We start from the raw sequence: 24,216 nt of genomic DNA, 5'->3' as shown, positions 1-24,216 counted from the left end.
TATGCTATAACTTTTTGTGCTTTGCTCTGTGTATCTATCAACAACTATTCCAAAAAGAATGGATTCTTTTGTGTTCATAGAAGTTTCAAGGGAAATGCCAGTCATAGTTCCAGTACTCTTCAAGCACTTATTTTGGCATGGACTTATGGATATCATCTGCATCCCCTTTGTTCAGTTTCCTCCTGAACTTTGGGTCTGTAAGGACATCCCTGGCTGTTCTCATCCTGTCGAAAACTTTACCCATCATCTCTTCATCGACATCCGGGAATGCGATATCCACATGCTCTTTCAGTGGCTCGATCTCGAGCTCCAGTGCTCTTGAAAGATCAGGTCGCTTTCTTTCTTTTGTGAGGAGTGAATCGATGGCATCCTTCCACTCGGATGCCCAGGGCGAATCAGGAATATCCGTATGATTTACCTTGCTGCGTGCAACTTTCATCACATCGACTGGACATGCATTGACACAGGCTCCACAGTAAGTGCAAAGATCATCTACTGCTGCGATGTTCTTTCCATCTTCCGGGACGTACCAGAGGTGCGATGGGCAGATGTTAAAGCAGGCATGACACCCCTGTGTGTCACATTTCTCGATGTGTTCCTCGACAAGTACCAGCTCACCTTCGAATGGCTTGACCAGATCGACCGCATCATAAGGACAGACCGCATCACACCAGCCGCAGCGTGTGCATTTATCATCATCAACCGTCACATGTCCTGATACTACAGGCGGTTCGCAGGGACGCTCTCCCTTGACCTTTATCGCATCCTCGGGACAGATGTCCTGGCAGAGCATGCAGTAGTCGCACATATCCTCGTCAACGATGAGCTGCTCAAAGGGCATGGGGTCGGTTGCCTTTGGTTCCTTTTCCAGCATGAGGAAGGCATCACAGAAATGTGCACAAATTCCGCAGAGATTGCATTTATCAGTATCGATCTCTATCTCGCCTTCGGCATTCTCTTTTAGTGGTGCTATCTCTTCTTTTTTCGGGAATGTGTATTTCAGCTCAATGGCATCCTCCGGGCATGATGCTTCGCATAAGGAACAGGGTACACATTTCTCGTTCATCTCGACCTTGTATTCAAGCGCAGGATATAGTTCCTCTTCAGGAAAATCTCCTTCTGTTCTCATTTCCAGAGCTGTTACTGGACAGAAGTTCACACACATGGAACAGAATGTACACTTATCAAGGTCCATCATCACAGGTGGTGCATCCATTCCTGTGGCTATTTCCTTGATAGGTCCAAGCTCGAGTGCCTTCGTGGGGCAGATCCTTGCGCAGATCCCGCACCCAACGCATCTCTTGTAATCGTAATCAAGTGTCTTTTCAGACCTGTCGGAGACCAGCTTGTAAAGGATGTGGTTGCCCTGTATGTCCATCTCTCTTGAGACTTCCATGGACTTTTCTTCGTCACTCATTCCTGCTCCTCCGGCAGCTCGGAACCAACAGGTCCAAGTTCGGTGAGCTCGTCAACGAAATCCTCAATGGTCTTTGCAAATTTATCCCCTTCTGCTGCAGATATCCATTGTAGCCTTAGCCTTCGCGGGTCCAGTCCGATCTCATCGAGAATTTCCTTGAGGTTATCCATCCTGTGTTTTGCATCAATGTTGCCGAGTATGTAGTGACATTCGTCAAGACGGCAGCCAGTAACAAGTACTCCGTCTGCGCCTCCCTGCAATGCTTCCAGTACAAAATCCGGGTCCACACGTCCGGCACACATGACCTTGATGATCCTGACGTTGGTCGGGTATTGTATCCTTGATGTTCCTGCAAGGTCGGCGGAACCATAGCTGCACCAGTTGCAGAGGAACGCAATGATAAGCGGGAACTCATCCTTGATCTCAACAGCCGCCCTTATCTGTGCTATGATCTGCTCGTCAGTGCTGTGGGGCATGGTAATAGCATCTGTGGGACAGGATGCACTGCATGAACCACATGTTTGGCAGGATATCTCATCTACCACTGCCTTCCCGTCTATGACCTTTATCGTATTGAAATTGCATACGCTCTCACATATGCGACATCCTATGCATTTTTCCGGATCGACATGTGCGCTGAACGGATCACTTTTAAGCTCTCCCTTTGCCAGCAGGCGGGTGGACCTTGCAGCGGTTGCACTTCCCTGTGCAATGGCTGCCTGTATCTCCTTTGGTCCTGAGGCACAGCCTGCGATGAAGACACCGTTTATGTGGGCATCCACAGGTCTCATCTTCGGGTGTGCGATTGACAAGAACCTGTCAGGTCTTTTTGAGAGGTTCAGCATCTTTGCGATCGGGTCTGAAGTTGTGCTGGCTTCCATTCCGGTTGCAAGGATCACGAGATCGTAAGATTCCTCGTGGATGGCACATTCGAGCGTGTCCTCATACCGAAGCTGCATCTGGCCTTGCGGGTCAAGCTGCACTTCGGCAACTTTGCCCCGGATGAAATTTATTCCCATCATCTGGGTGCGTACGTAGTATTCCTCGTACATCTCACCGGCTGCACGTATGTCAATATAGTGAATGGTAACATCGGTGTCAGGATAGCGCTCCTTGATCATCTGTGCATTTTTCATGGATGACATGCAACAGACACGGGAGCAGTAGGGGTTTCCAACGGTCTCGTCTCTGGAGCCGACGCACTGGATAAAAGCAACTTTCTTCGGGATCTCGTGTGTGGATGGCACTACTACCTTGCCGCGCGTTGGTCCTGATGCGTTGAGCAATCTCTCCAGCTCCATATTGGTCAGGACATCAGGATAGACGCTGTAACCATATTCTTCCTTGCGTTTTGCATCAAAACCCTGATAACCGGTTGCGACGATCACAGCTCCGACGGTGAACGAGAATTCCTCTTCCTTCAGTTTAAAATCAATAGCATCTGCCGGGCAGGCCTGTTTGCAAAGTCCGCACCCAACACAGTATTCATTGTTGATGTAAGCCGACTGCGGGACAGCCTGCGGAATAGGCATGTTGATGGCCTTTGTCTTGCCAAGACCGCTGTCGAACGGATTTGGTATCTCTACAGGGCAGACGTTCGAACACTGGTCGATACAGCCTTTGCAGCGATCGACAATGACATATCTGGGATTCTGGAGGCCTTTTACATTGAAATTACCTACTGAGCCGGAGATCTCGGTGATCTCGGAGTAGGTCAGCATATCGATGTTCGGGTGGTTCTGTACATCCGTCATCTTCGGTGCCAGTACGCATATGGAGCAGTCATTGGTGGGAAAAACTTCGTTGAGCAGTGCCATTTTGCCCCCGATGGTGGGCTCTTTCTCCACCATGTATACGTGTGTGCCGGAATCTGCAAGTGTCAGGGCTGCTTCGATACCTGCAACACCGCCACCGATGACCAGAACATCCTTGTTCGCCTTGAACGTACGGATCTGCAATGGTGCCAGCAGCTTAAGCTTTGCAACGCCCATTTTGATAAGATCGAAAGCTTTCTGGGTAGCCATGCTGTGGTTATGCATGTGTACCCAGGAGCATTGCTCGCGGATGTTTGCGATCTCCAGAAGGTAAGGATTGATCCCTGCTTTTTCGAGGACGCGTTTGAATGTGGGTTCATGGAGTTTCGGAGTGCACGCTGCTACCAGTATCCTGTCGATGTTGTTTTCTTTGATGTCCTCGATCAGCTGCTCCTGCCCGAAATCAGAGCACATGAACTGAATGTCCTTTACAAGGGCAACATCCTCCATCTCCTCGACTTTCTTATGAAGTGCATCCATGTTGATGACACTGGCAATGTTCAATCCACAGTGGCAGATATATACTCCGATTCGCATGCGATAGGCTTCCTCTTGAAGTTTTCTAATTTATGAGATAACAAAAGTTCAAATTTATTATTAATTGCTGATAACATCAACCAGCATCATTTACATTTCTTTCCAATGCCGGTGAGGGTGAACATTGTCCTGACGTCATCTGCAGTAGCAAATTTCTCATAGGTTTCCTGCGCTTTTTCGGGACTCGGGTGCATCTGGACAAAAACACAATCCAGTTTTCCGTCCTCGCTACTGGTAATGATGCGCATATCATGCTCCCCGACCGGCATCCAGATGACGATCTGTCCCATCTCTTTATTGTAGTTGAGATCAACCTTGAACTCTTCAAGTTGCTTGCTCTGCTGGACTATTTCAGAATTTTCACTACTATCGGTCATGCTATCCAACTATGCATTACTAATTATTAATGGTTGTGATTCATTCCTGCACATCCCTGCCCCTGCATGAAAAACATTATATATGACTAGTGCTATTATGGAGTTGCACGTCCCACACCACTTAGATGGTGGCGGATACTGATGTGTATTATTTGCAACAGGGGCCCGTGGTCTAGCCGGTTATGACATCGCCTTTACACGGCGGGAATCAGGAGTTCGAATCTCCTCGGGCCCATTATGTTCATTTTCTGATTGTTTTCGCGAGGAAGAGCTTTGTTTTTGCTGTTTTGAATTTACTATTGAAGCTTCCGTTCTGCTGTCAGTGAGGTGGTGAGCGTAGCTCATCACCTCGTTTCGCGCTCCAGAAACGTTATCTGGGTAGCGATTTGTCCTTATTTCCAGACGATCATGGCTTGATCTGGATCTTGCCTTTCAGTATCGGCATTATTGGATCTTAGTTAAAGATCCAACTCAACCTGAAAACTAGTCGAATTGAGACCTGCCTATTCTTTAGATCCCAGCGATTTATGCGGCATCAATACAAGCTGTTTCAACCCGTACATATTTTTTTCTTTCAATTATCCTCACAATTAGCAGACTTAGCTCAAAGAACACAACTAATGGTAGCCCTACCAACACCTGGCTAATAACATCCGGTGGTGTGATCAATGCTCCAACTAACAAGAATACAACGTACATGTGTTTTCTGTGTTGAACGAAGCTTTTGTATGGGACGATTTGATTGCGTATCAGGAACAACATTAATAATGGCATTTCAAATATTAGTCCAAAAATTATTGTTGCTGTGACTACAAATGAAACGAATTTGAAGATCGAATATGTTGCGATCGCTCCTGAAGCTTCAGCATTCAGAAAGAGATACTTAATGAACAGTGGAAGCATTCCAAAATATGCATATGATGCACCGATAAAGAATAGAATAATTGCACCGACAAAAGTTGCGAGCATCCACGTACGACTGATCTTGATAGTAGTTTCAAAATTAAATCTAGCAAAGATCATCTTTACTACCAGATAAACCACAAGTGGTAATACAAGTAGCAATGCCAGGATTAATGTCATTTTAAGTTTTAACATGATGACTTCAAGAGGTGTTACATAAACAATTGATGCACCATCTGGCAAAAGATCGGATCTGATCCGCTCGATAATATATCCCGTGAAAGGGAAAGACACAGTAGCCCCTGTAAGGAACAGAACGACTATGTATGCCAACTTTTTACGAAGTTCGGATAGAACCAAATTCAATTCTTCCATGTGCTCGACCATATTTCTCACTTCTACCTGTAATAATTATGTTCTTAATTCAAACAATTGAGATCCCGTTCTTGAAAGTGACTATATGAGTAGGATCTGCTGTAACACGCACTCTTGAACCAATATCAAAGATATGCGATGAAGACATGGACGTGTGAATATTTTTTCCCGATTGCAAAGAAACGGTATACAGTATTTCAGACCCCTTGAATATTTTATCTTCTATGACCCCAGTACCTGTTCCATCAGGAGTTATTGCAATATCATCAGGACGGATCATTAGTTGTATCTGATCCCCATCTTCCAGCCTTGAACTTCCCGAAAAGATACCGACCTCTGTCAAGATCTTTCCATCATTAATTGTCCCTTCAACAAAATCGGCCTTCCCCACAAACTCAGCAACAAAGATAGTTGCAGGATGGTGATATATTTCCTCAGGAGTTCCGATCTGTTCAATAGATCCATTGTTCATCACTGCAATTTTATCAGCCATGGAAAAGGCTTCTTCCTGATCATGAGTGACCAATATTGTAGTCGTTTTTGACTTCCTGAGGATATCTAACATATCTTCTCTCATCTGAGTCCGCATATCCGCATCCAAATTACTGAATGGTTCATCCAGAACCACCATTATAGGACATGGAGCAAGCGCTCTTGCAAGTGCAACACGCTGTTGCTGCCCTCCGGAAAGCTGATAAGGATATCGAGATCCATATTCAGACAGGTTTACCAATTTTAGCATACCTTCTACAATAGCGTCTTTTTCATCACTATATTTCTGAAGACCAAACGCTATATTCTCACTAACCGTTAAGTGAGGAAAAAGAGCATAATCCTGAAAGACCATCCCTATTTTTCTTTTCTCAGGAGGCAAGAACACATGACTGCCAGCAACCACATCATTTCCAAGAAGGAGTTGTCCACTATTTGGCCTTTCAAAGCCAGCGATCAGACGTAGAGTTGTTGTCTTCCCACATCCGCTTGGACCTAACAGTGCAAATATTTCACTATGATCGACCTTCAGATCAATTCCTTTGAGTGCAGGAACTTCATTGTAGATTTTAGTGATGTTACTCATTTCGATCAGTGCCATTATTTTTTTCTCCAGTATTGTTAAAATTATTTTTTTTCCTGCCTAAGAATAATGAAAGTTGAAATCCCCGATACAAGTATCAATAGTATAGCTAAAACTGCTGCTTCTGAATAGAATGCATCATCTGTAGCTGCCCAAATACGAGTAGCCAATGTTTGAAATCCGATCGGTGATAGTATGAGGGTCGCAGGTAATTCCTTCATGGTAGTTAGAAACACAAGGGCTACACCATTGACAATACCCGGCCTTATTAACGGGATCGTTACTTTTCGTAGAGCTTCGATCGAGCTGCACCCAAGACTTCTGGCAGCCTCTTCAAGTGTTGGATTTACCTGAAGCAGTGATGCACTTATGGTCCCTACCGCTTTTGGAAGGAACAGCACCACATAAGCAAAGATGAGCATCGCGATCGTCTGGTAAAGACCAATAGCATAATTAGCACCAAAAAATACCAGAGACAACGCTACAACTATTCCAGGAAGCCCAGAACCCAGATATGTCATTCTTTCAAACAAGCTACTGACTCTCTTTGGATAGCGTATGGCATATAGCGAAATTGGTAATGCTGCCAGTACCGCTGCAATTGCAGTAAGTCCTGACACATATAAAGAATTTAACGCCAGTCCAAATAGATCGGACAGTATTCCAAAGTCAAATATCCCTCTGAACATCCAGTAGAATATTACTATCAGTGGCATGACCAAAGCAGCGGATATTATTGCTACTGTATAGATCAGAGCAGGTATTTTCCATTTTTTAAGCTCTATTGTCGCAAGAGGACGTTTAGTAGTTGCAGTTACACTGTGATATTTGAGTTTCTTTCTGAATTTAAGATCGAGTGAAAGAATAACCAATGCAAGAAGTACCAACAACATAGCTAGCACTGCTGCTGTTGTTCGGTCAAAGCTTGATTGGTACTGGATAAAGATGGCTCTTGTAAATGAATTGAATCTCATAAGGGATGGAGTTCCAAAATCACTTAAGCTGTAAAGTGCAACCAGTAAACCTCCTGAAGCAATCGCTGGTTTGATATGTGGAAGAGTTACCTTCAAAAATGTCTGTAACTGACCATATCCCATATTTCGTGCTGCTTCCTCCAGAGATGGATCTAAGTTTTGGAGACTGGAGCGAACTGTAAGGTAAATATATGGATAAGTAAATAGGGTAAGGGACAAGACCGCACCATCAAGTCCGTATATTGACGGCAAACTTTCAATCCCGAAAGGCTTGAGATAGTTGTGAAGGATACTTCCTTTTGGACCAATAGCTGAGATAATAGCAAAACTACCAACATAGCTTGGAATTACAAGAGGAAGTGCTGCTACTATACCAAAAAAGCGCTTATATGGCAGATCGGTCCTAACGGTCAAAAACGCCAAAGGTACAGCTATAATTACTGAAAATGAAGTAACCAGCGTTGCCAGAAGCATGCTGTTGATCAGAATAGATAGATTTCTTTGAGATAGGACCACATTAAAAATATCAGGCCCGATTGAAGCAGTTCTGATCAAAAGATAGAATAGGGGAATCGAGACTAGCGTCACAACGATCAAAGATAGTATGAACAATATTCTGGATATTTCCATATTCTTTTCAATAGCATCTGTGAAGCCAGTCATATTTACCCCCTTGCTAATTTATTCTATTCCGAAGATATGTTTAAACTCAAGTTAGTTTGTCTCTACCGTATGCAGATCATGTATAATTTAGAGTACTCCCACTTCGTTTAACAGGTCCAGAGTGCCTTTAAGATCATCTAGATCACTCAGGTCAATATCTGGTGTGTTGATGCTAGAGAGTGGCTTCTGACCGCCTTCTACCTCAACCCCATCGATGAGTGGGTATTCAAACGTCTCACTAGCAAAATACTGCTGTGACTGCATACTCAACAAGCTCTTGATGAATATTTCAGCAACTTCCCTTTCTTCGACCGAATCCAAAATACCGACACCAGCTATATTTACAATGGATCCTGCATCGTTCTTGGTATAATGATGTTCCACAGGGAAATCAGGATCATCGGATTTGAATCTCATAAGGTAGTAATTATTTACAAACCCAACATGGATCTCTTCCCTACCAAGAGCTTCGACTATCGGTGTATTCTTTGGATAGACCTGTGGATCATTGGCCTGTATAGCTTCTAGCCATTCCCTTGCCCTATCATCACCCTCAAGAACTCTCAGAGCAGTGACAAAAGACTGGAATGAACCGTTCGTTGGTGCCCAGCCGATCTTCCCGCCACCCCATTTAGGATCGGTAAATCCCCAGATAGAATCTGGCAACTCTTCAGGTTTTACAAGATTCACATTATAATCAACGGTTCTTGCACGTCCCGTGATGCCAACCCATTCATCTTTTGGTGAGCGGAATATTGGATCGACCGGCTCAAGTAGATCAGGAGAAAGCTCAATTAGCCTTCCTTCTTTACTGAGTGAACCCAGAGCACCTGCATCTTGAGCGAAGAATATGTGTGCAGGACTGTTGGCACCTTCTTCTAAGATTGTTGATGCTAGTTCTGCAGTGCCTCCATACCTTACCTGTATGTTAAGCCCTGTTTCCAGTTTTATTTTTTCAATAAGTGGGCCTACAAGTTTCTCCTTTCTTCCCGAATAGATCGTAAGTGTTTTTCCAGCTACATCAGCCGTATTTGAATAAAACTTTCCTGCGATTCCCAATGCGGATAAACTAGCAACCGCGATAGAAGCATTTCTTATGAAAGTACGTCGTTCCATTTTTAGACCTTCCGAATGAAATTAGTTATGCCTAAATTGAATTTATAAAATATTGATTGTGGCATTATTTGAATTTTTAAAATATTGATCGTATTATTTAATTGGAATTACTATTGATCACGAAATGCTGTTAATCGTCGATCTGACATATAACACTTCAAGCGAGCAGTTCCAAGATTATCAATTCATGCTTTAGTAGCAGTTGTTTTTACACTATGACGAATTTCGTCCAGCAATTCTTCGGTTGTTCTGCTTTCGACGTTTATTCCAAGATCCTCTGCTAACTTCTTGACCCCTGGATCATCATCTGAAGCATTTTCACTGACAAGAATCTCTTTTTCAGCTTTTTTTAGAGAAACTTCAGATTCTTTTTGTGCTTTTTTAAATTCGCCCATGGATGTTCCCATTGAACGAGCTAGTTCTGGAAGTTTGTTTGCACCAAACAAGAGTACGATCAAACCAAATATTAGTAAAAGTTCTGTAGACCCTAATCCACCTATCATTTTTATCACCCTGTTAATTTATGCGTATATAGTATAATTTGTAAACCATATTTTGTTTCAGTTCCAAATGTAATTTTGGCACACCTAACATATTGTGCAATGCCTTAACTTGTATATATACCCTACTATTGTGACAAAACTGATTGAAAAATACGATAATCAAAATATCAATATTTTTAGATAATTTATGCCTTAATCTACTGCTATCACTAGACCTTACAGAAATCGTGCGATTAGAAGACCAATCTCAAACAATATCACAAGAACAAAAGCAACTATTATCTGTGAAATAAAGGTTGGATCAGGGGACATAAAAACAGCAAGACTCAGCACTGCTGCATAAACAAATATCCTTTTTCTTTTAAGCATCTCAAGTTTTACAATTTGCATTTTTATAGCAAAAACAATTATCAGTGGAACTTGAAAAATAAGACCAAATCCTAATATCATATTTGTCACTGCTGCCAGAACACTTTGTACTGAAATTTGAGATATGGCGGTTTCACTGGAATAAAAAATGATATATTTAAACATCAGAGGAAGTGCAATGTAATATGCTAAACTTCCTCCAATAATAAACAATAAAAATGAAACTGGCACTATTTTCAAAAAAAACTTTTTTTCATGCTGATACAGACCCCTTGAAGCAAACTTAAACATTTCATAAAGAAACAATGGGAAAGTAAATGCAACAGAAAACACAAGAGACAGTTTGAGTTTTGCGAATATCCATTCAAGAGGAGAATAAACGAACATTTCTATGTTTTGAGGTATAAAATTAGCCCAGACCATCTTCAAAGCTATTTCTGAAAATGGGAATGCGACCATCATTAAACCAAAAAGTGCGATGGCTACAACGAATAACCGTTTTCTCAGTTCACCAAAGTGTTCTGCAAGAGGGGCATCATAATCCTCAGGTACCGATTTTGTTGGACCCAAATGTTCAATCATTAGTATATAATATAATTACATGGAATAAAAAACTGATTCCCAATTCATTGATTGTAATATCAGAAATACGTATGTTTTTGATCTTTGGTTTTATGCTTTTGTTAGTAGCTGCCCTATGCTATCAACCATTTACGATATACAGATGTTGCCTATCAGGGCAGTACATGTCCAGCTCAATTTTCATCTTCTGTATCAGATCACACCATTACTAGAATCAGCTACACATTCAGAATTAAAATAGAACAGTTGGTACGCATGGAACACTTTCTAGATGTACAGTAAGGTAAAATGCATGGTACGTTTTCAGCTTTATATTAATATCATTTTTTGATAATTATACATTGTACTGTAGAATGCACTGCACTCTACTCTATACATGAGAAGTGTTCCAACTGACTCAAGTGTTCTAGAGTTGACAAACTTTGAACATCACACATGAATTATATCGAAAACTTCTCCATGATCCTCCTGTACTCGTTCTTAGCCTGTTCCACTTTGTTGAGGTAATGAGCACTTCCAACAGTCATAGAAGCTCTTCCCTGAATAAAATCAGCTAGACTCTCAGTAACTCCTTCTTTGATCATAACGTTAAGATGCCATTTGCGTATGGTTTTTGCAGAGACACGACCATGACGTATTTTCTTCATGAAGGTGAAATAGCAGTAAAACCTTGCCGATGTCAAAACAGAACATATATATTTTAATAGCAAGTTTTCACTAATACTTCTAAAGTTAATTTATTTGCCCCTTCAAATATTATTACCTCTTAATAGGCTACAGTAATTAAGATCTGGAGAAATGAAATGAAATGATACCTAACTATAATTACAAACCCGGCATCTATTACCTTTCAACTTTTATCATAACCTATGCTCTCTGGTTTGCAGGAGCGTATGTAAGCTTTCAGGATGGTGGGGATGGGCTATATATGCTGCTTATGCTGCCGGGGCTTATGGCACCATTTCTTATCTCACTTGTTATGATCTTCAGGTCTAAAAATGCAGATCTTAAAAAAGATTTTGTCAACAGGCTGATCAACATAAGACTCATACAGCCAAAAGTGCTGCCTGTATTTATTCTAATAATGCCTCTTTCAGTACTGGTATCGATCTTTATTTCCCTGTTATTCGGAGGATCAGTGTCACAGTTCCAGCTTGCAGAAGGCTTCTCCTTCTCTACCGGATTTGTTCCTGTATTGTTGCTGCTTTTACTTGCAGCAGGCTTTGAAGAGCTGGGATGGCGAGGATATGCTTTTGACAGCCTGCAGAGCCGGCACACTTACTTCAAAGCATCGCTTATTTTTAGTGTACTTTGGTCACTCTGGCACTTTCCGCTCATGTTTGTCAACAACTCCTATCAGTATGAGATCTTCCACGAAAGTGTATGGTATGGTGTGAACTTCTTTGTCAGCATAGTTCCCATGGGAATGATAATCAGCTGGATATGCATAAAGAACGGGAAAAGTATCATTGCCGCAATCGCTTTTCACTTTATAGTAAATATGTCGCAGGAGATCCTGGATATCTCCCAGACCACTAAGTGCATTGAGACCGTTGTTCTCATTGTTGTAGCTGCTGCCATCATTGCATATGATCGGGAAATGTTCTTTTCCAGAGAACATCTTTCAGACGGTGCTGAATGAGTGCTCCACGACATTTCATTAATTAAGAATGGTGACGTTTCTACTTCAAGGTAAAATTTCGAAGATGGTATCTATCTTTTGTTTAAGGTAACTATATGTTTCATTGTAGCTAATTATCTTTAAGGGGATATTGTGAACATTCGATACAATCGTGTGTGCCCGGCTGCGATCTCAGGCATTCTGGATAACAGAATAAGAAGATGGTTTCAGAAACCCCGGGAGATACTGGAACCTTATGTCAAAGAAGGAATGACAGTTCTTGACCTTGGATGTGGTCCTGGTTTCTTCTCAACAGAGATAGCTCGGATGGTCGGTAGCTCCGGTCTGGTCATAGCTTCTGATCTGCAGGAGGAGATGCTTCACAAGCTCAGAAAGAAGATACAGGGTACGGAGCTAGAGGGACGTATTGTACTACACAAGTGTAAAGAGGATGTAATTGGTATATCGGAGAAGGTCGATCTTGCAATAGCTTTTTATATGCTTCATGAGGTTCCTAACCCGGAAAAGACCCTCAATGAGCTAGCTTCCATTGTAAAGGGCAACGGATTTTTGTTCATAGCAGAACCATATCTGCATGTTTCACCGAAGAGCTTTAACAAGACCATCAAGATAGCTTTAAACAATGGTTTCACAATTGTGGAAAGGCCAAAGGTATTTCTAAGTAGAGCAGTTGTTCTGAAAAAAGACTGAGACTTATCATTCTCTTTTTTTCTATAAGTCTCAGGAAATCCGGATTCCCAATAACCTCGCGCAAATATCGTGATCTGGCTGATTGATCATTTTCCCAAAAACATCTTGATCATGTAAACTCCCATAACCACAACCATCAGGCTAAAGACTGCCTGCATAAGTGCCTGATATCTGGGGTTGAAAAGGGCAAAGATCGCTTCCTGCATACTAAAAAAGAAAGAGAACAGGGCAATAAAGATCAGAGCCACAAGAACGATCACCACTGATGCATTAACGAGTTTCTTGAAAGATTCGTCATTGTTGTTGCCGTTTGAGGCTCTTCCTTTTGCATCCGGAGCCACCGTTGCAGGTTTTTCTTCTTCCATGCTCTCGATTTTATGTCTGTCTTCTTCCCCCGTCATATTATTCCCCTTCATTTTCTTTGCTTTTTGCTGCTTAATATTCCACGATTTACGATCCCGGCTATCAGAAGGACTGCTGTTAGCGTCATCAGGATCTGGAATCCGGGCATTGCATCTTCAGCTGGTTCCTCTGTTGCTTCATCCTCGACAACTGGTGTACCTTCTTCCACAAGTGGATACGTATTGATAACGTCTATCTTATAGATCTCATCCAGCTTTACCGGCGCTGGTGTTTCAGATATGGCAACTTCCCGTCCGTTCTCTTCCACAACAACTGTAAATGTGTAATCGTCATTCCTCGGGAGAACAAAACGGACGTTTCCCCTGACCCGGCTTGAACCTTTGAGTATCCCGAGCTCGTCACTTTCGGTATATGCTTTGTAAGGATCCACTCTTGCGGTAACTATCATATTAAGAGATCTAGAATCTCCTCCTTCGTTGTAGATTCCTGGAGATACATCTACAATTGCTTCTTGATCTGAGCTCACGAATTTGGTTATCACAAGGTTCATATCAGTAAGCTTTATGTTAGCTGGCTGTTCGGCGGTAGACGTTTCTTTCACAGTAACGAGAGTGCCCATTGTCTCCAGATGCCTATCATCCTCAAAAAGCTGGACTTCGATATCATATCTCCCCGGTTTCGGAACTTGAAGAGATACACTATTGTAAGCCATTGATTCAGCTTTGACATACCCCATGTCCAGATTCTTTTCTGCAACTATCAGCTGCGTGCTTTGGTCAATTACATTGATCTTTACAGAAAGCATCGAACTGTCGGAATTCTGGTCATTTCGGATATAGGGGGTTATTGTCAGGAGAGCACCTTCTTCCTGAGGAGTGGACATCACATCTATGTCCTGGATGAAGACCTCATCATACTCCCTATAAAGGTCTCCCGGAGTATCAATGCAGCCGGAAAATGAAGTTAAGATCAAGCTGATGGAAATAAAAAATAAAAATAGGGATCTTTTAGATCCCGATATTTCAAATCCCATGAGAATCAAACCTGATCAAAGTTTTACTTTGAGTACAAGGGACTGGGAATCAATAAGGTAATCTCCCTGCATCAGTCTCACAGACACGTCTGTCTCTCCATTAGGAGCATCTTCGAGTACCGGAAGCTCAACACCGCGGGTATAGGAAGTACCTCCTCTTGCCATTGCCTGAGTTATGTTGAAGCTTGCATTTCCTCCGATAAGCTCGTTCTCAATATCAACAAGCACAATCAGGCTATCTGCAGCGATCGTGGTTTGTCCGTTGTTTTTAACTGAGAACTTTACAGTAGTATTTTCACCCTTTTCAGCTTCCCAGGTGGAAACCGGTGGAGTTGCAAGCAAATTATCTATATCTTCTACAAAACCTACGAATTGCAGTGATGCATCCGGAAGGACAACGGTCTGGACCGGAATGTTCTTTGTCATGATCACGGGCTTTTCATCCTCGTCAAGGCCTGATGCGTATGATATGGTCAGCATTGTAGTGTCTTCAACTGAATCAAATGCAGGAGCTTGGATCCTGGCATTAACAGTGGCTTTCTTAGTTGCAGGAATGTTTATATCTGAGCTGTCCCCGAGGATTGTAAATGGTCCAAAAGAACTCACTCTTACAGAATCAATAGGTTGGCTGGTATTGTTGTTGAGCACCAGCACGGATATATCCTGTTCATGGAATTCCTTCATAACTATCGATTCTGTACTTAAGATCAGATCATCTGATCCTACAGGGGTCATAGTGGTCGTAGATACACAACCAGATGCAAGAATAGCTAAAACGATCAATATAAGTCCTAAATTTTTATTCATCATATATCCTCTTTGAAATTTGTAATATGTAACAAAATTAGCAAAGATGCTATATAAATGTTATCAGTTCCCGGTTGATTTGGTTTTGGTACTACATTAATATTACAGAAGCGTGATCTTTCTAAAACAAGAATTCCAAATCTTTATTAGTGCATTTCTACAATTATTGTATATGTATATTCAGTGGAGTTTCTGGAATATGTTCAGATTAATCGAAGATAAAAGAGGGATTTAAATGGAATCTAGGAAAGATTCTTTGTCAACACATCTTGGTATCTTTTTAGTTCTGGTTCTTGTCTACGCACTTCTATCAAGGTTTGCAGTTGTCAATTCTCCGGTATCTCCGGCTCAGGGTGTATCGGGGATATATTTTGCAGCGGCTGTTATGATAGCTTTTGTTCTGTGGTATGGTATGTGGGGTGCTCTGGCTGCCTATTTTGGATGTCTGCTAGGTGCGGCGAGTCTTATTGATATGCCATTTTCATTAAGCTTAATATGGTCTCTTGCAGATTTCTGGCAGGTTCTTATACCGCTTATTGCCTTTGTTTCACTGGGCGCTGATATCACCCTGAAGACCCGTAGGGATCTGGCGATTTTTCTTGTGTTTGGGCTTTTCCTCAATAATCTGGTGGGTGCTGTATGGGGCTCTTCCGTACTTGTTGCCGGGGGTATCGTCCCGTGGTCTGAATACAGGATCATTTTCCAGGGATGGTTCATTGGCAATCTGGTAGTTACGATTTTTATAACCCCTCTTCTGTTAAGATTTGTAACACCATATCTGCGTAACACGAGGTCATATGTTATGAATTACTGGAGTTGATGCTTTTATTCTCTCAAAAAGGGATGCAAAGGATGCACTCCTCCTATCTTTTTTAAAGTGTTGGAACAAAAGTATAATCGAATTCAGATCTCAGCAGATCCTTGGTATCAGGTCGCCTGTAGGTGTATCTACATACCTCATGCTGCCAATTGTTGTTCTCATCAGAACCTTACTTGAATTCTCGTCTGTTGCTTCCCCTATGATAGCAGCATCCTTGCCATACTCATGTTGACGAATTAATGATAGTACTTCCTCTGCATGTTCAGCCTTCACACAGATGATCGCTTTACCTTCGTTTGCTACTTCAAGAGGGTCTATCCCAAGCATTTCACAGGCAGATGATACTGATCTTTTTATAGGCAGGTCCTTTTGTTCAATGATGATCCCTGTTCCGCTTTTTTGAGCCATTTCGTTCAGTGCGCCTGCAAGTCCTCCTCTTGTCGGATCTTTCATGGCTGATATGGCAGGCCTGCCTTCGATAGTTCGTATTGGAATAACTGACCTTATCATATTCCACAAAGGTGCTACATCAGATGCCAGGTCGGTGGTAAGATCGAATCCTTCCCTATGGGCCAGGAGCGATATCCCGTGATCACCTATGGTGCCTGTAAGGATTATCCTGTCACCGGGACAAATCCCACAGTCCCGGATAACTTCATCCGCGATCCCGATACCTGTAGTATTAATTATAATTGAGTCAAGTCCGTTTCTCTCGATGGTTTTTGTGTCACCTGTTATGATAGGAACACCCACCTCTTCTGCAGTTTCGTTCATGGACCTGATTATTTGCTCAAAAGAATCAAGTTCAAATCCTTCCGGTACAACTATCGCACATGTAAGGGCAAGGGGTGCAGCTCCCATTACTGCAAGATCATTGACAGTACCTGAAATAGCAAGCCTGCCAATGTTGGAATTCGGGAAAAAAGCAGGTTTTATCACGTGACTATCTGTAGTGATCACGATCTCATCAGAGTTTTTGTTATTGGCAATGGTACTTGCAATGTTTATCGTTGCACCATCATCGAGATCGTCAAGACCCACAAGTCCTGCAGATCTGCTGGTTATGTTGTTGAGGATCACTTCACGAATAAGTGCCTGCATCGTTTCTCCACCAGCTCCATGTTCCATCCTAATGACTTTATCTTTTGACATGATCATCACTTATTGTTATCAGAAACAAGAATGTCTTTATTCAAGATAGGATTCGATGTACTCTATCCATCTATCAATGCTTATCCTGTCATTTCCAGAGGTTAGGAGTATGGGAATTGATGGATTTAACTTTTCAATGTCAGCTTTCATTTTGGAAGGATCGGCAGATACAGCTTCACTAATGTCCACCTTGTTCACGATGGCAAGATCAGAGGTCCTGAATATCATCGGATGTTTTAAAACAGTATCATCACCCTCACTTACACTTACGACCACAACACGGACGTTCTCACCAAGTTTATAGTCCACAGGGCAGATGAGATTCCCTACGTTTTCGATGAATAGGATATCAATATCTTCAAGATCGATATTTTCCATTGATCTTTCCACAAGTTTTGCATCCAGATGACACTCACGGCCAGTGTTTGCAGCTACTGTTTTCACTCCCAGCTTCTCAAAACGGGATGCATCCATCTGTGCTACCACATCACCTGCAATAACCGCAATTCTGTAACGGTCTTTGAGCGCATTGATCGCCTCTTCAATAAGGGTTGTTTTCCCGGAACCTATGGCTCCCATGATATTCATGGCGAAAACCCTGTTTTTGATCAAAAGCTTCTTGTTGCTATGTGCAAGCTCATTATTGGCTTTCATGACATCTTTGTTGACATTTACCACGTGCATCAGCATTGATTTTTCCTCTCTCTAATTTCATATGTCGATATCTATCGTCTGAATTATGAGCTCATTTCCACCAACCAGCTGAAGCAACTTCCCGCATACCGGGCAGGTCATTAATGCATATTCGTAAAGGGATTGCTGATCATCACAACAAGCATTGTCTGGAACTCCGCTATCTCTTTTATATCCGCATTCACACTCGCCACACGGTGAAACGAAATTCACATTGACCTTTGCACCTTCGGCAATACTGTCCCCGGACAGAACATCAAGGCAGAACAATAACTGGTCAGGATTCACATGTGTTAGCCTGCCAATTTCCAGTGTTATGGAATTTACTGCTGATGCTTTATTCTGATCTGCTGTTGCTATCACAGTTTCAAAGATCTCACAGGCAAGTGAATACTCATGCATATTATATTCCTTTATTATGTCTATATTTGTACCAGTTATAGCATGTGCCTTCCAGACTTACCATGCAGGGGCCGACCGGAGCTTCAGGTGAACATCTTCTACCAAAGAGAGGGCATTGGGGAGGCTGAGCTCGTGCTGTCAATATTTCGGCACAGATACATTCTTCATAAAGACGATTTTCACCATCAACATTATCGCTCTCTGAAGCTCTTTTCTCATGAAGTTCCTTATAGATATCAGCATGAACGTTTACAGCATCAAATTGGTCAAACTCTTTTTTCAAAGCAAGACCTGAATTTTCGATCATGCCAATTCCCCGCCATTTGCTATCGGTCTTCTTAAATACCTGATACAACATTTCCCGGGCCTTGAGGTTTCCCTCGACATTCACACAGCGTGGGTATGCGTTCTCCACACAGGACCTGCCGGTTTCGAGCTGGTTCTGGACCATGGCTATGCCGAGGAGAACATCAAGAGCTTCAAAACCCGTTACTACGATTGGAAACCCTTTTTCTGAAATTTGATCATATTTTTCAGTTCCAATGATCGTTGATACATGTCCTGGTGCCAGGAATCCGTCCACATTTGTATCTCGTGTGAGGATCTCCATTGCCGGAGGCATGAGTTTATGTGATGTGAGAATGCTGAAGTTCTCAGGCACTCCTCTTAATAATGCAGCAGCATTGGAGGGTGCAGTGGTCTCAAATCCGATCCCGAAAAATACAATCTCCAGAGTCGGGTTATCTTTCGCGATCTTTATGGCATCATCGATACTGTAGACCATGCGAATATCATATCCATCGGATCTTGCATCGAATAGACTTCCCGTAGTTCCCGGTACCCTCATCATATCCCCAAAGGAAGTGATCACCTTTCCTGACCTTGCCAGTTCAATTGCAAAGTCGATGTCCTCTACAGGGGTTACACAAACAGGGCATCCCGGACCGCTTAATAACTGAACGTCATCAGAGATTATATCACGAATTGCATATTTTGATATGGTTCTTTCATGAGTGCCACATACATGCATTATTCGAAGAGGTGTGGCATGTTCATTGATCCTTGATATCAGCTTTTGTTCAATATTTTCCATAATATCAACTGAGATCCATCACATCTCTTAGTAGTTTGAGAACTTCTTCACTTTCTTCATCAGAGATCAATGAAATAGCATACCCAACATGGACAAGTGCATGCTTGCCTATGAGCGAACTATCAGCTCCCCCTATAAGATCAAGGTTCACCTCTCTCTTTATACCCCCGATATCAACAGTAGCCGTGTTCTCATTCAGGATCGAAGTTATTTTCCCCGGAATGGCTATGCACATACTATAAAAAAGGGTCTTTTATATTTAATATGTGTCGCCTGCTACTAATCATGTGGATTGTTATTTATATCTGGAAGTAAAATAACTACTATAGTGAGATGGGTTTTATCGATCAATTTTAGTGGGGGACTATCAGTATCGATCTTAAAAATCATTCATAATGAGATGGTCACTTGAGTGAGGGAAATACAAATTCAGATAGTAGTGTAAATGATCTTGATTTCTTAAGGATGGACTGGCATAAGTTCCTTAAGGCAAGAGGGTCGGGCGGGAGTTTCAAGCTTCTGGAAAACTATAAGAACTATACTTCGGATGATCCTGACTTTCCTGTGACCCATGTCCTGTGGATACAGGGTGCCCAATGTACGGGCTGTTCTGAATCTTTACTGGATGCTTCCAATCCGGATCTCCTGAAGGCATTTGAGATACTCAACATCGATCTGGAACGGCATGAAGCATTCCTTGCACACCAGGGACTATTTGTTGATGGTGAGCCTGCCAATACATCAGAACTTAATTCTGAGATCCTGCTCGATGAGATCAGTGAAAGGGGAAACTACATCCTGATGGTTGAGGGGGCAATTGCAAACGGGCCTGAAGGTTCAGGAAAATATTTCATGTCAGGAAACCGTAGCAGCAAGGAGATGTTCAAAAAGGCAGCCCAGAATGCTGACCTTATAATAGCTGTGGGGACCTGTGCTGCATATGGAGGTATTAATACAGCAAATAGCGACATAGTTGATATTCTGGATTACAGGGGTGTCGCTTTCACGAAGAAGGACCCATCAAAAGGCATGCTGAAACTTCTCGGGATAGACAAACCTGTGATTAACATCCCGGGCTGTCCTCCTCATCCTGACTGGATTATCTTTACGTTAAGTGCAATTATATCCGGTAATGTCAAGGTACCTGATGATCTGCCTGAGGTACTGGATGAGTTTGGCAGGCCAAAGGTCTTCTTCCCACCGGATCATAACGTCCATAAGGACTGTCCCCGTAAGGATTTCTTCAAAAACAAAGAATTTGATAGTTGTGCTGGTGGGGAAAAATGCCTGTTGAAAATGGGATGTCAGGCCTTCCTTGCTCATGCTGACTGTGCACTTCGCAAATGGAATGATGGGCACAGTTACTGTGTACAGTCGGGTTCCCCATGTATTGCATGTGTGGAACCGGATTTTCCTGATAATGCCAGACCTCTGTATTCAAGTAAGAAAAATATGAAAAGTATAAAAAAGAAGGAGACTGGCCAATAATGGTTCGGGTAACAGTTGATCCCCTTACAAGGGTCGTAGGCCCCCTAAGGTTGGATACTGAGGTTGATGAGAACGGTGTCATAAAGGAAGCCAGAAGTTCCAATATGATCTTCAGGGGATTTGAACGCATATATCGTGGTCAGGACCCGAGGGATTCAATTCTTCTATCCCAGAGGATATGCGGTGTATGTCCCGTAGCACACTCAATAGCTGCGGTCAATGCGCTTGATGAGCTTTTTGGCGTTGCTGAGTCGGTTCCAAAGGATGCACTTGTTGCAAGGAACATAAATCAGGGTCTGAATACGGTCTCAAATCATTTACTCCATTTCTATATCCTGTGGGCTCCGGACCTTGCAAATCCTGCCTATGGTAATGTAATGTCCACTTTTGGTGACCTTGGAGCTTCTGTCTGGAAAGAATTGCTTGGAAGATTTGCCCCGATCAGCTATAAGATCGGTGGAGAACCGATCCCCCCCGGTAGTTCATATGTTGGCGTTATCCCGATGAAGAAAAGACTACACGATGCCGGTGCTGTGATCGGTGGGAAAATGCCCCACCAGACCGTAATCTATCCCGGGGGAGTTACAAACAATCCAACAACTTCAGACATTCAAACCTTGTCATCGATCATGTCTGAAGTTGTCGATTTCTTAAATAAAAATGTAATCGGCATACCTTTTGAGGATTGGATCGAGAACACTTACAAGGCGTCTTCTCCAAAGAAAGCTGTAGACTTCTTTATTGAACACCTTAACGAAATAACTGAAATGTCACTTCAGAAGAATGACCTTTCACGTTCAAATGGATGGGGGGATGTAGAGCTATATTCCGCATTCGGCTCAGAACTTATCGGTGAAGAACTGCTGGGACTTCCGATCAGTCTCAAGCACGATAAAATGGGTGGTTACAATGATCTTTCAAAAATAGGCTTACTCTCATATGGCGGATTCTATAGCGTTGACCATGAAGGCTATGATCCGACAAGTCCTTCCGGCGATCGCTTCCAGACTTCCGGTTTTATGACCAGCTCGTTAGAGTATCATAATTTTGATTCAACGAAGGTCACAGAAAACGTCAAACATGCTTTCTATGATGATTATGAAGGCGAAAGACATCCATATGAAGGAGTAACCGAACCTTTTACAGATCCCGACCGGATCAATTATGATAACTTTTCTGAGGAAAAATATACATGGTCTAAAGCTCCACGTTATGATGGCATCCCATGCGAGGTTGGTCCGTTATCCCGTCTGCTCATTATGAAAGAGCCACTTGTCACGGGTCTTGTACAAATGTTCCGGGAAAAAGGATATTCTCCTTTTAACAGCTTTACCAGAATGATAGCACGCATGCAGGAATTGTTCATTGTCACCAATGAGATGATCAAGTGGATAACAACAGACCTTGATCCAAATGGAAGATTCCGTGTTGATATTAATATGTCAATGGGCAGGGATTCCAGAGGAATGGGTCTTTGTGAAGCTCCCCGGGGTGCACTGGGGCACTGGCTCATAACAGATGATGATTCAAAGGTCGCCAATTACCAGATAGTTACCCCAAGTGCCTGGAACCTGAGTCCCAGGGACAGTGAAGGGGTGCCAGGTCCTCTTGAGCAGGCACTGGTGGGGTGCAGGATATCTGCAGTTGATAACTGGCTGGGAGTCGATTTCAGTAATCCTACCAGTATTTTACATGTGGGGAGGTCATATGATCCGTGTATCACGTGTGCTGTCCACACCATAGACCTGACAGGGAAGAACCTTCCTGGTACATTCCGACTGCTGTGAGAATATTGGATTTTATCATATGGTAAGAATATATACGGGTTGTAGGGGTGCCTAAATGTCTGAATTAAATCCATCGGTTCGCATAATCGGATGTGGAAATATTCTAATGGGGGACGATGGTGTTGGCGTGAGGGTTGTCGAAGCTCTCGAAAAAATAGAGTCTGGTATTCTGGAGGATATTGATATACTGGATGCTGGTGTATGTGGCCTTGATATCCTGAACCTGCTGGATGGTGTTGATAAGGCAATTATTGTTGATTCAATGGTTGGCAGTGGAAGTACGAAAAGAGGTTCAATTCTTCGTTTAGATCTTGATGATCTTTTGAATAAAGACCATGAATACGCTGGGATATTCTCAGCCCATGATATCGGTATTTCTGATATCCTTACCATTGGAAAACACGTTCAGGATTTTCCAGATATCATTGTTTTCGGGATAGAGGTCGGCGGGATAAGGGAAGATCTATCAATGGATCTCAGTCCGGAGGTTCTTGCTGCGGTGGACAGGGTAATTTCGTATATTATTGAGGAAATACCCGGGGCATCGCAATAAACACGCTTGTACACAAGCCCGTATTCAGTGATCACAGTCAGATGATGCGATACCTGATCGGGACATCGATGTGGATGCAATCATCTCAGAAGAAGAAGAAGAAGAAATGGCAATATCTGTTCTCCAGGAACTACGTGGATACGTGTACGATGGCATCACGACATACGAGCTTTGTCGGATTCTGAAAGAATACTTTGGTGTGGTTGCTGCTTACTGCTGCGATCTGATCCAGGGAATGAAGATAGAATTAGATATGTATTTTCCAGATCATCAGCATTTGTATTTCGTGGATACTTGAATTTTGAATTTTATCCCTCGCATAGAAAGTTGGTGATTGAAACTTCGAATTATTGGTTTAATCGTATATTGTTATATTATTGAACTAATATTGAATTAACTAACTAATATATACAAAAAAAATAAATATGCAGGAGGCTGCAATTGATAGTCCACCAACTGTCGTGATTAAAACGAAAGACTCCAACATTGTATGGCCGTTAGCATCGCACAACAAGTCGGAGAAAGTAGAAAAACCGATGGCGGTGTTCATGGGCTTAAAGGCCGGTTTTGTTGGTGTGATGAAAAAGGGGAATGTGAAGTTATGAGGGAACAGAAGATAGAGATTGTGAACTTTGGAATTGACGATGGGAACTTTGAAGAAGCTGTTGAGGCTTACAAGAAGTTCTTAAGTGACCGCTGTACTTACTGTTATGGTGGAAAGTATTCACCCGAAGGAAAGCTTTTTGTGAAACCCGCTACGGAATATATCGAATATTGTCATATGGGTGGAGAAGCTCCTGTACCCTACAGTCAAGGGATGGATTTTGGTATGATATTCTTTATGACATCTTACAATGATAAGGTGTTTTTCTTTGATAATATCGGGGAAGCAAAGGCTTTTTGGAATGTTTTAGATGCGATTGATGGCTATTTCCCATCTGTTGTAATGTGAATGTGAAATATAAAAGTTTACTTCAACTCTGATTAT

27 protein-coding genes and 1 tRNA gene are annotated in these 24,216 nt (G+C 42.4%); 10 read left to right on the top strand and 18 right to left on the bottom strand.

The features are described 5' to 3' along the window. Positions 1-127 precede the first annotated feature (127 nt). From J7W08_RS05475 to J7W08_RS05465, 3 genes are all read right to left on the bottom strand, one after another. Positions 128-1,417 carry a 4Fe-4S binding protein gene (locus J7W08_RS05475; protein WP_233085619.1) on the bottom strand — a complete coding sequence of 430 codons (1,290 nt, stop codon included), beginning with the start codon at positions 1,415-1,417 and terminating at the stop codon, positions 128-130. Beyond that, positions 1,414-3,768, bottom strand: a complete 2,355-nt coding sequence (gene hdrA2, locus J7W08_RS05470; protein ID WP_233085618.1) for a CoB-CoM heterodisulfide reductase HdrA2 — start codon at positions 3,766-3,768, stop codon at positions 1,414-1,416. The genes J7W08_RS05475 and hdrA2 overlap by 4 nt, the downstream gene beginning before the upstream one ends. 86 nt (positions 3,769-3,854) lie before the next feature. Further along, positions 3,855-4,145, bottom strand: a complete 291-nt coding sequence (locus J7W08_RS05465) for a hypothetical protein (RefSeq protein WP_233085617.1) — start codon at positions 4,143-4,145, stop codon at positions 3,855-3,857. Positions 4,146-4,306: 161 nt separating this feature from the next. Between J7W08_RS05465 and J7W08_RS05460 the strand changes: the two genes are divergently transcribed. Continuing rightward, positions 4,307-4,380: transfer RNA gene (locus J7W08_RS05460), tRNA-Val, on the top strand. A gap of 290 nt (positions 4,381-4,670) precedes the next feature. On the opposite strand, the gene tatC (J7W08_RS05455) is transcribed toward J7W08_RS05460, so the two are convergent. The 7 genes from tatC (J7W08_RS05455) to J7W08_RS05425 form a co-directional block, all read right to left on the bottom strand. Next, a complete protein-coding gene (gene tatC, locus J7W08_RS05455) occupies positions 4,671-5,435 on the bottom strand; it encodes a twin-arginine translocase subunit TatC (RefSeq protein WP_233085616.1) in 765 nt (254 codons plus the stop codon). A gap of 37 nt (positions 5,436-5,472) precedes the next feature. Beyond that, positions 5,473-6,516, bottom strand: coding sequence for an ABC transporter ATP-binding protein (locus J7W08_RS05450; RefSeq protein WP_233085615.1), 1,044 nt, complete (start codon positions 6,514-6,516; stop codon positions 5,473-5,475). A gap of 26 nt (positions 6,517-6,542) precedes the next feature. Continuing rightward, positions 6,543-8,135, bottom strand: coding sequence for an ABC transporter permease (locus J7W08_RS05445; RefSeq protein ID WP_233085614.1), 1,593 nt, complete (start codon positions 8,133-8,135; stop codon positions 6,543-6,545). Between the two features lie 87 nt (positions 8,136-8,222). After that, positions 8,223-9,251, bottom strand: coding sequence for an iron ABC transporter substrate-binding protein (locus J7W08_RS05440; RefSeq protein ID WP_233085613.1), 1,029 nt, complete (start codon positions 9,249-9,251; stop codon positions 8,223-8,225). Between the two features lie 185 nt (positions 9,252-9,436). Further along, a complete protein-coding gene (locus tag J7W08_RS05435) occupies positions 9,437-9,754 on the bottom strand; it encodes a twin-arginine translocase TatA/TatE family subunit (protein ID WP_233085612.1) in 318 nt (105 codons plus the stop codon). A 216-nt stretch (positions 9,755-9,970) separates the two neighbouring features. Then, a complete protein-coding gene (tatC, locus tag J7W08_RS05430) occupies positions 9,971-10,705 on the bottom strand; it encodes a twin-arginine translocase subunit TatC (protein WP_233085611.1) in 735 nt (244 codons plus the stop codon). A gap of 440 nt (positions 10,706-11,145) precedes the next feature. After that, positions 11,146-11,352, bottom strand: a complete 207-nt coding sequence (locus J7W08_RS05425) for an integrase (RefSeq protein ID WP_233085610.1) — start codon at positions 11,350-11,352, stop codon at positions 11,146-11,148. 161 nt (positions 11,353-11,513) lie between these two features. On the opposite strand from J7W08_RS05425, the gene mmrce1 reads away from it, so the two are divergent. After that, positions 11,514-12,347, top strand: coding sequence for an MmRce1 family CPBP family CAAX prenyl protease (gene mmrce1 / locus J7W08_RS05420; protein WP_233085609.1), 834 nt, complete (start codon positions 11,514-11,516; stop codon positions 12,345-12,347). Positions 12,348-12,479: 132 nt separating this feature from the next. Continuing rightward, complete coding sequence (locus tag J7W08_RS05415; protein WP_233085608.1) at positions 12,480-13,037, top strand: class I SAM-dependent methyltransferase; 558 nt, start codon at positions 12,480-12,482, stop codon at positions 13,035-13,037. A gap of 86 nt (positions 13,038-13,123) precedes the next feature. On the opposite strand, the gene J7W08_RS05410 is transcribed toward J7W08_RS05415, so the two are convergent. From J7W08_RS05410 to J7W08_RS05400, 3 genes are all read right to left on the bottom strand, one after another. Further along, complete coding sequence (locus J7W08_RS05410) at positions 13,124-13,438, bottom strand: DUF8060 family membrane protein (RefSeq protein ID WP_233085607.1); 315 nt, start codon at positions 13,436-13,438, stop codon at positions 13,124-13,126. Between the two features lie 11 nt (positions 13,439-13,449). Further along, positions 13,450-14,373 carry a DUF7490 domain-containing protein gene (locus J7W08_RS05405; protein ID WP_233085606.1) on the bottom strand — a complete coding sequence of 308 codons (924 nt, stop codon included), beginning with the start codon at positions 14,371-14,373 and terminating at the stop codon, positions 13,450-13,452. A gap of 75 nt (positions 14,374-14,448) precedes the next feature. Further along, entirely contained in the window at positions 14,449-15,243 is a 795-nt protein-coding gene (locus tag J7W08_RS05400) for a COG1361 family protein (protein ID WP_233085605.1), read from the bottom strand. Positions 15,244-15,475: 232 nt separating this feature from the next. Between J7W08_RS05400 and J7W08_RS05395 the strand changes: the two genes are divergently transcribed. Then, positions 15,476-16,060 (top strand): hypothetical protein, encoded by a 585-nt coding sequence (locus J7W08_RS05395; RefSeq protein ID WP_233085604.1) that lies wholly within the window; start codon positions 15,476-15,478, stop codon positions 16,058-16,060. Between the two features lie 90 nt (positions 16,061-16,150). Here the strand turns inward: J7W08_RS05395 and hypE are convergent, their stop codons facing one another. The 5 genes from hypE to J7W08_RS05370 are packed head-to-tail and all read right to left on the bottom strand — an operon-like array spanning position 16,151 to position 19,635. Next, positions 16,151-17,212 carry a hydrogenase expression/formation protein HypE gene (hypE, locus tag J7W08_RS05390; RefSeq protein WP_233085603.1) on the bottom strand — a complete coding sequence of 354 codons (1,062 nt, stop codon included), beginning with the start codon at positions 17,210-17,212 and terminating at the stop codon, positions 16,151-16,153. A 36-nt stretch (positions 17,213-17,248) separates the two neighbouring features. After that, positions 17,249-17,902, bottom strand: coding sequence for a hydrogenase nickel incorporation protein HypB (gene hypB / locus J7W08_RS05385; protein ID WP_233085602.1), 654 nt, complete (start codon positions 17,900-17,902; stop codon positions 17,249-17,251). A 21-nt stretch (positions 17,903-17,923) separates the two neighbouring features. Further along, positions 17,924-18,307: a hydrogenase/urease maturation nickel metallochaperone HypA gene (locus J7W08_RS05380; protein WP_233085601.1), complete on the bottom strand. Its 384-nt coding sequence runs from the start codon at positions 18,305-18,307 to the stop codon at positions 17,924-17,926. 1 nt (position 18,308) lies between these two features. Continuing rightward, positions 18,309-19,400 (bottom strand): hydrogenase formation protein HypD, encoded by a 1,092-nt coding sequence (gene hypD / locus J7W08_RS05375; RefSeq protein WP_233085600.1) that lies wholly within the window; start codon positions 19,398-19,400, stop codon positions 18,309-18,311. A gap of 4 nt (positions 19,401-19,404) precedes the next feature. Next, on the bottom strand, positions 19,405-19,635 hold the full coding sequence (locus tag J7W08_RS05370; protein WP_233085599.1) for a HypC/HybG/HupF family hydrogenase formation chaperone: 231 nt from the start codon (positions 19,633-19,635) through the stop codon (positions 19,405-19,407). 173 nt (positions 19,636-19,808) lie between these two features. Here J7W08_RS05370 and J7W08_RS05365 point away from each other — a divergent pair, with 173 nt between their 5' ends. The 6 genes from J7W08_RS05365 to J7W08_RS05340 all read left to right on the top strand — a co-directional run bounded on the left by J7W08_RS05365 (position 19,809) and on the right by J7W08_RS05340 (position 24,180). Continuing rightward, positions 19,809-20,888, top strand: a complete 1,080-nt coding sequence (locus tag J7W08_RS05365; RefSeq protein WP_233085598.1) for a hydrogenase small subunit — start codon at positions 19,809-19,811, stop codon at positions 20,886-20,888. Then, entirely contained in the window at positions 20,888-22,675 is a 1,788-nt protein-coding gene (locus J7W08_RS05360) for a nickel-dependent hydrogenase large subunit (RefSeq protein ID WP_233085597.1), read from the top strand. The genes J7W08_RS05365 and J7W08_RS05360 overlap by 1 nt, the downstream gene beginning before the upstream one ends. Before the next feature lie 55 nt (positions 22,676-22,730). Next, positions 22,731-23,228: a hydrogenase maturation protease gene (locus tag J7W08_RS05355; protein ID WP_233085596.1), complete on the top strand. Its 498-nt coding sequence runs from the start codon at positions 22,731-22,733 to the stop codon at positions 23,226-23,228. A 70-nt stretch (positions 23,229-23,298) separates the two neighbouring features. Further along, positions 23,299-23,526: a hypothetical protein gene (locus tag J7W08_RS05350; RefSeq protein WP_233085595.1), complete on the top strand. Its 228-nt coding sequence runs from the start codon at positions 23,299-23,301 to the stop codon at positions 23,524-23,526. A 127-nt stretch (positions 23,527-23,653) separates the two neighbouring features. Continuing rightward, the gene (locus J7W08_RS05345) at positions 23,654-23,833 is read left to right on the top strand and encodes a hypothetical protein (RefSeq protein ID WP_233085594.1); all 180 of its coding nucleotides are present in this window, start codon (positions 23,654-23,656) and stop codon (positions 23,831-23,833) included. Next, positions 23,830-24,180, top strand: a complete 351-nt coding sequence (locus J7W08_RS05340; RefSeq protein ID WP_233085593.1) for a hypothetical protein — start codon at positions 23,830-23,832, stop codon at positions 24,178-24,180. The genes J7W08_RS05345 and J7W08_RS05340 overlap by 4 nt, the downstream gene beginning before the upstream one ends. Positions 24,181-24,216 lie beyond the last annotated feature (36 nt).

Origin of the sequence: Methanococcoides orientis (genome assembly GCF_021184045.1) — an archaeon.
GTDB classification, from domain to species: Archaea; Halobacteriota; Methanosarcinia; order Methanosarcinales; family Methanosarcinaceae; genus Methanococcoides; species Methanococcoides orientis.
This window is presented reverse-complemented; position numbering and strand designations above follow the sequence as displayed.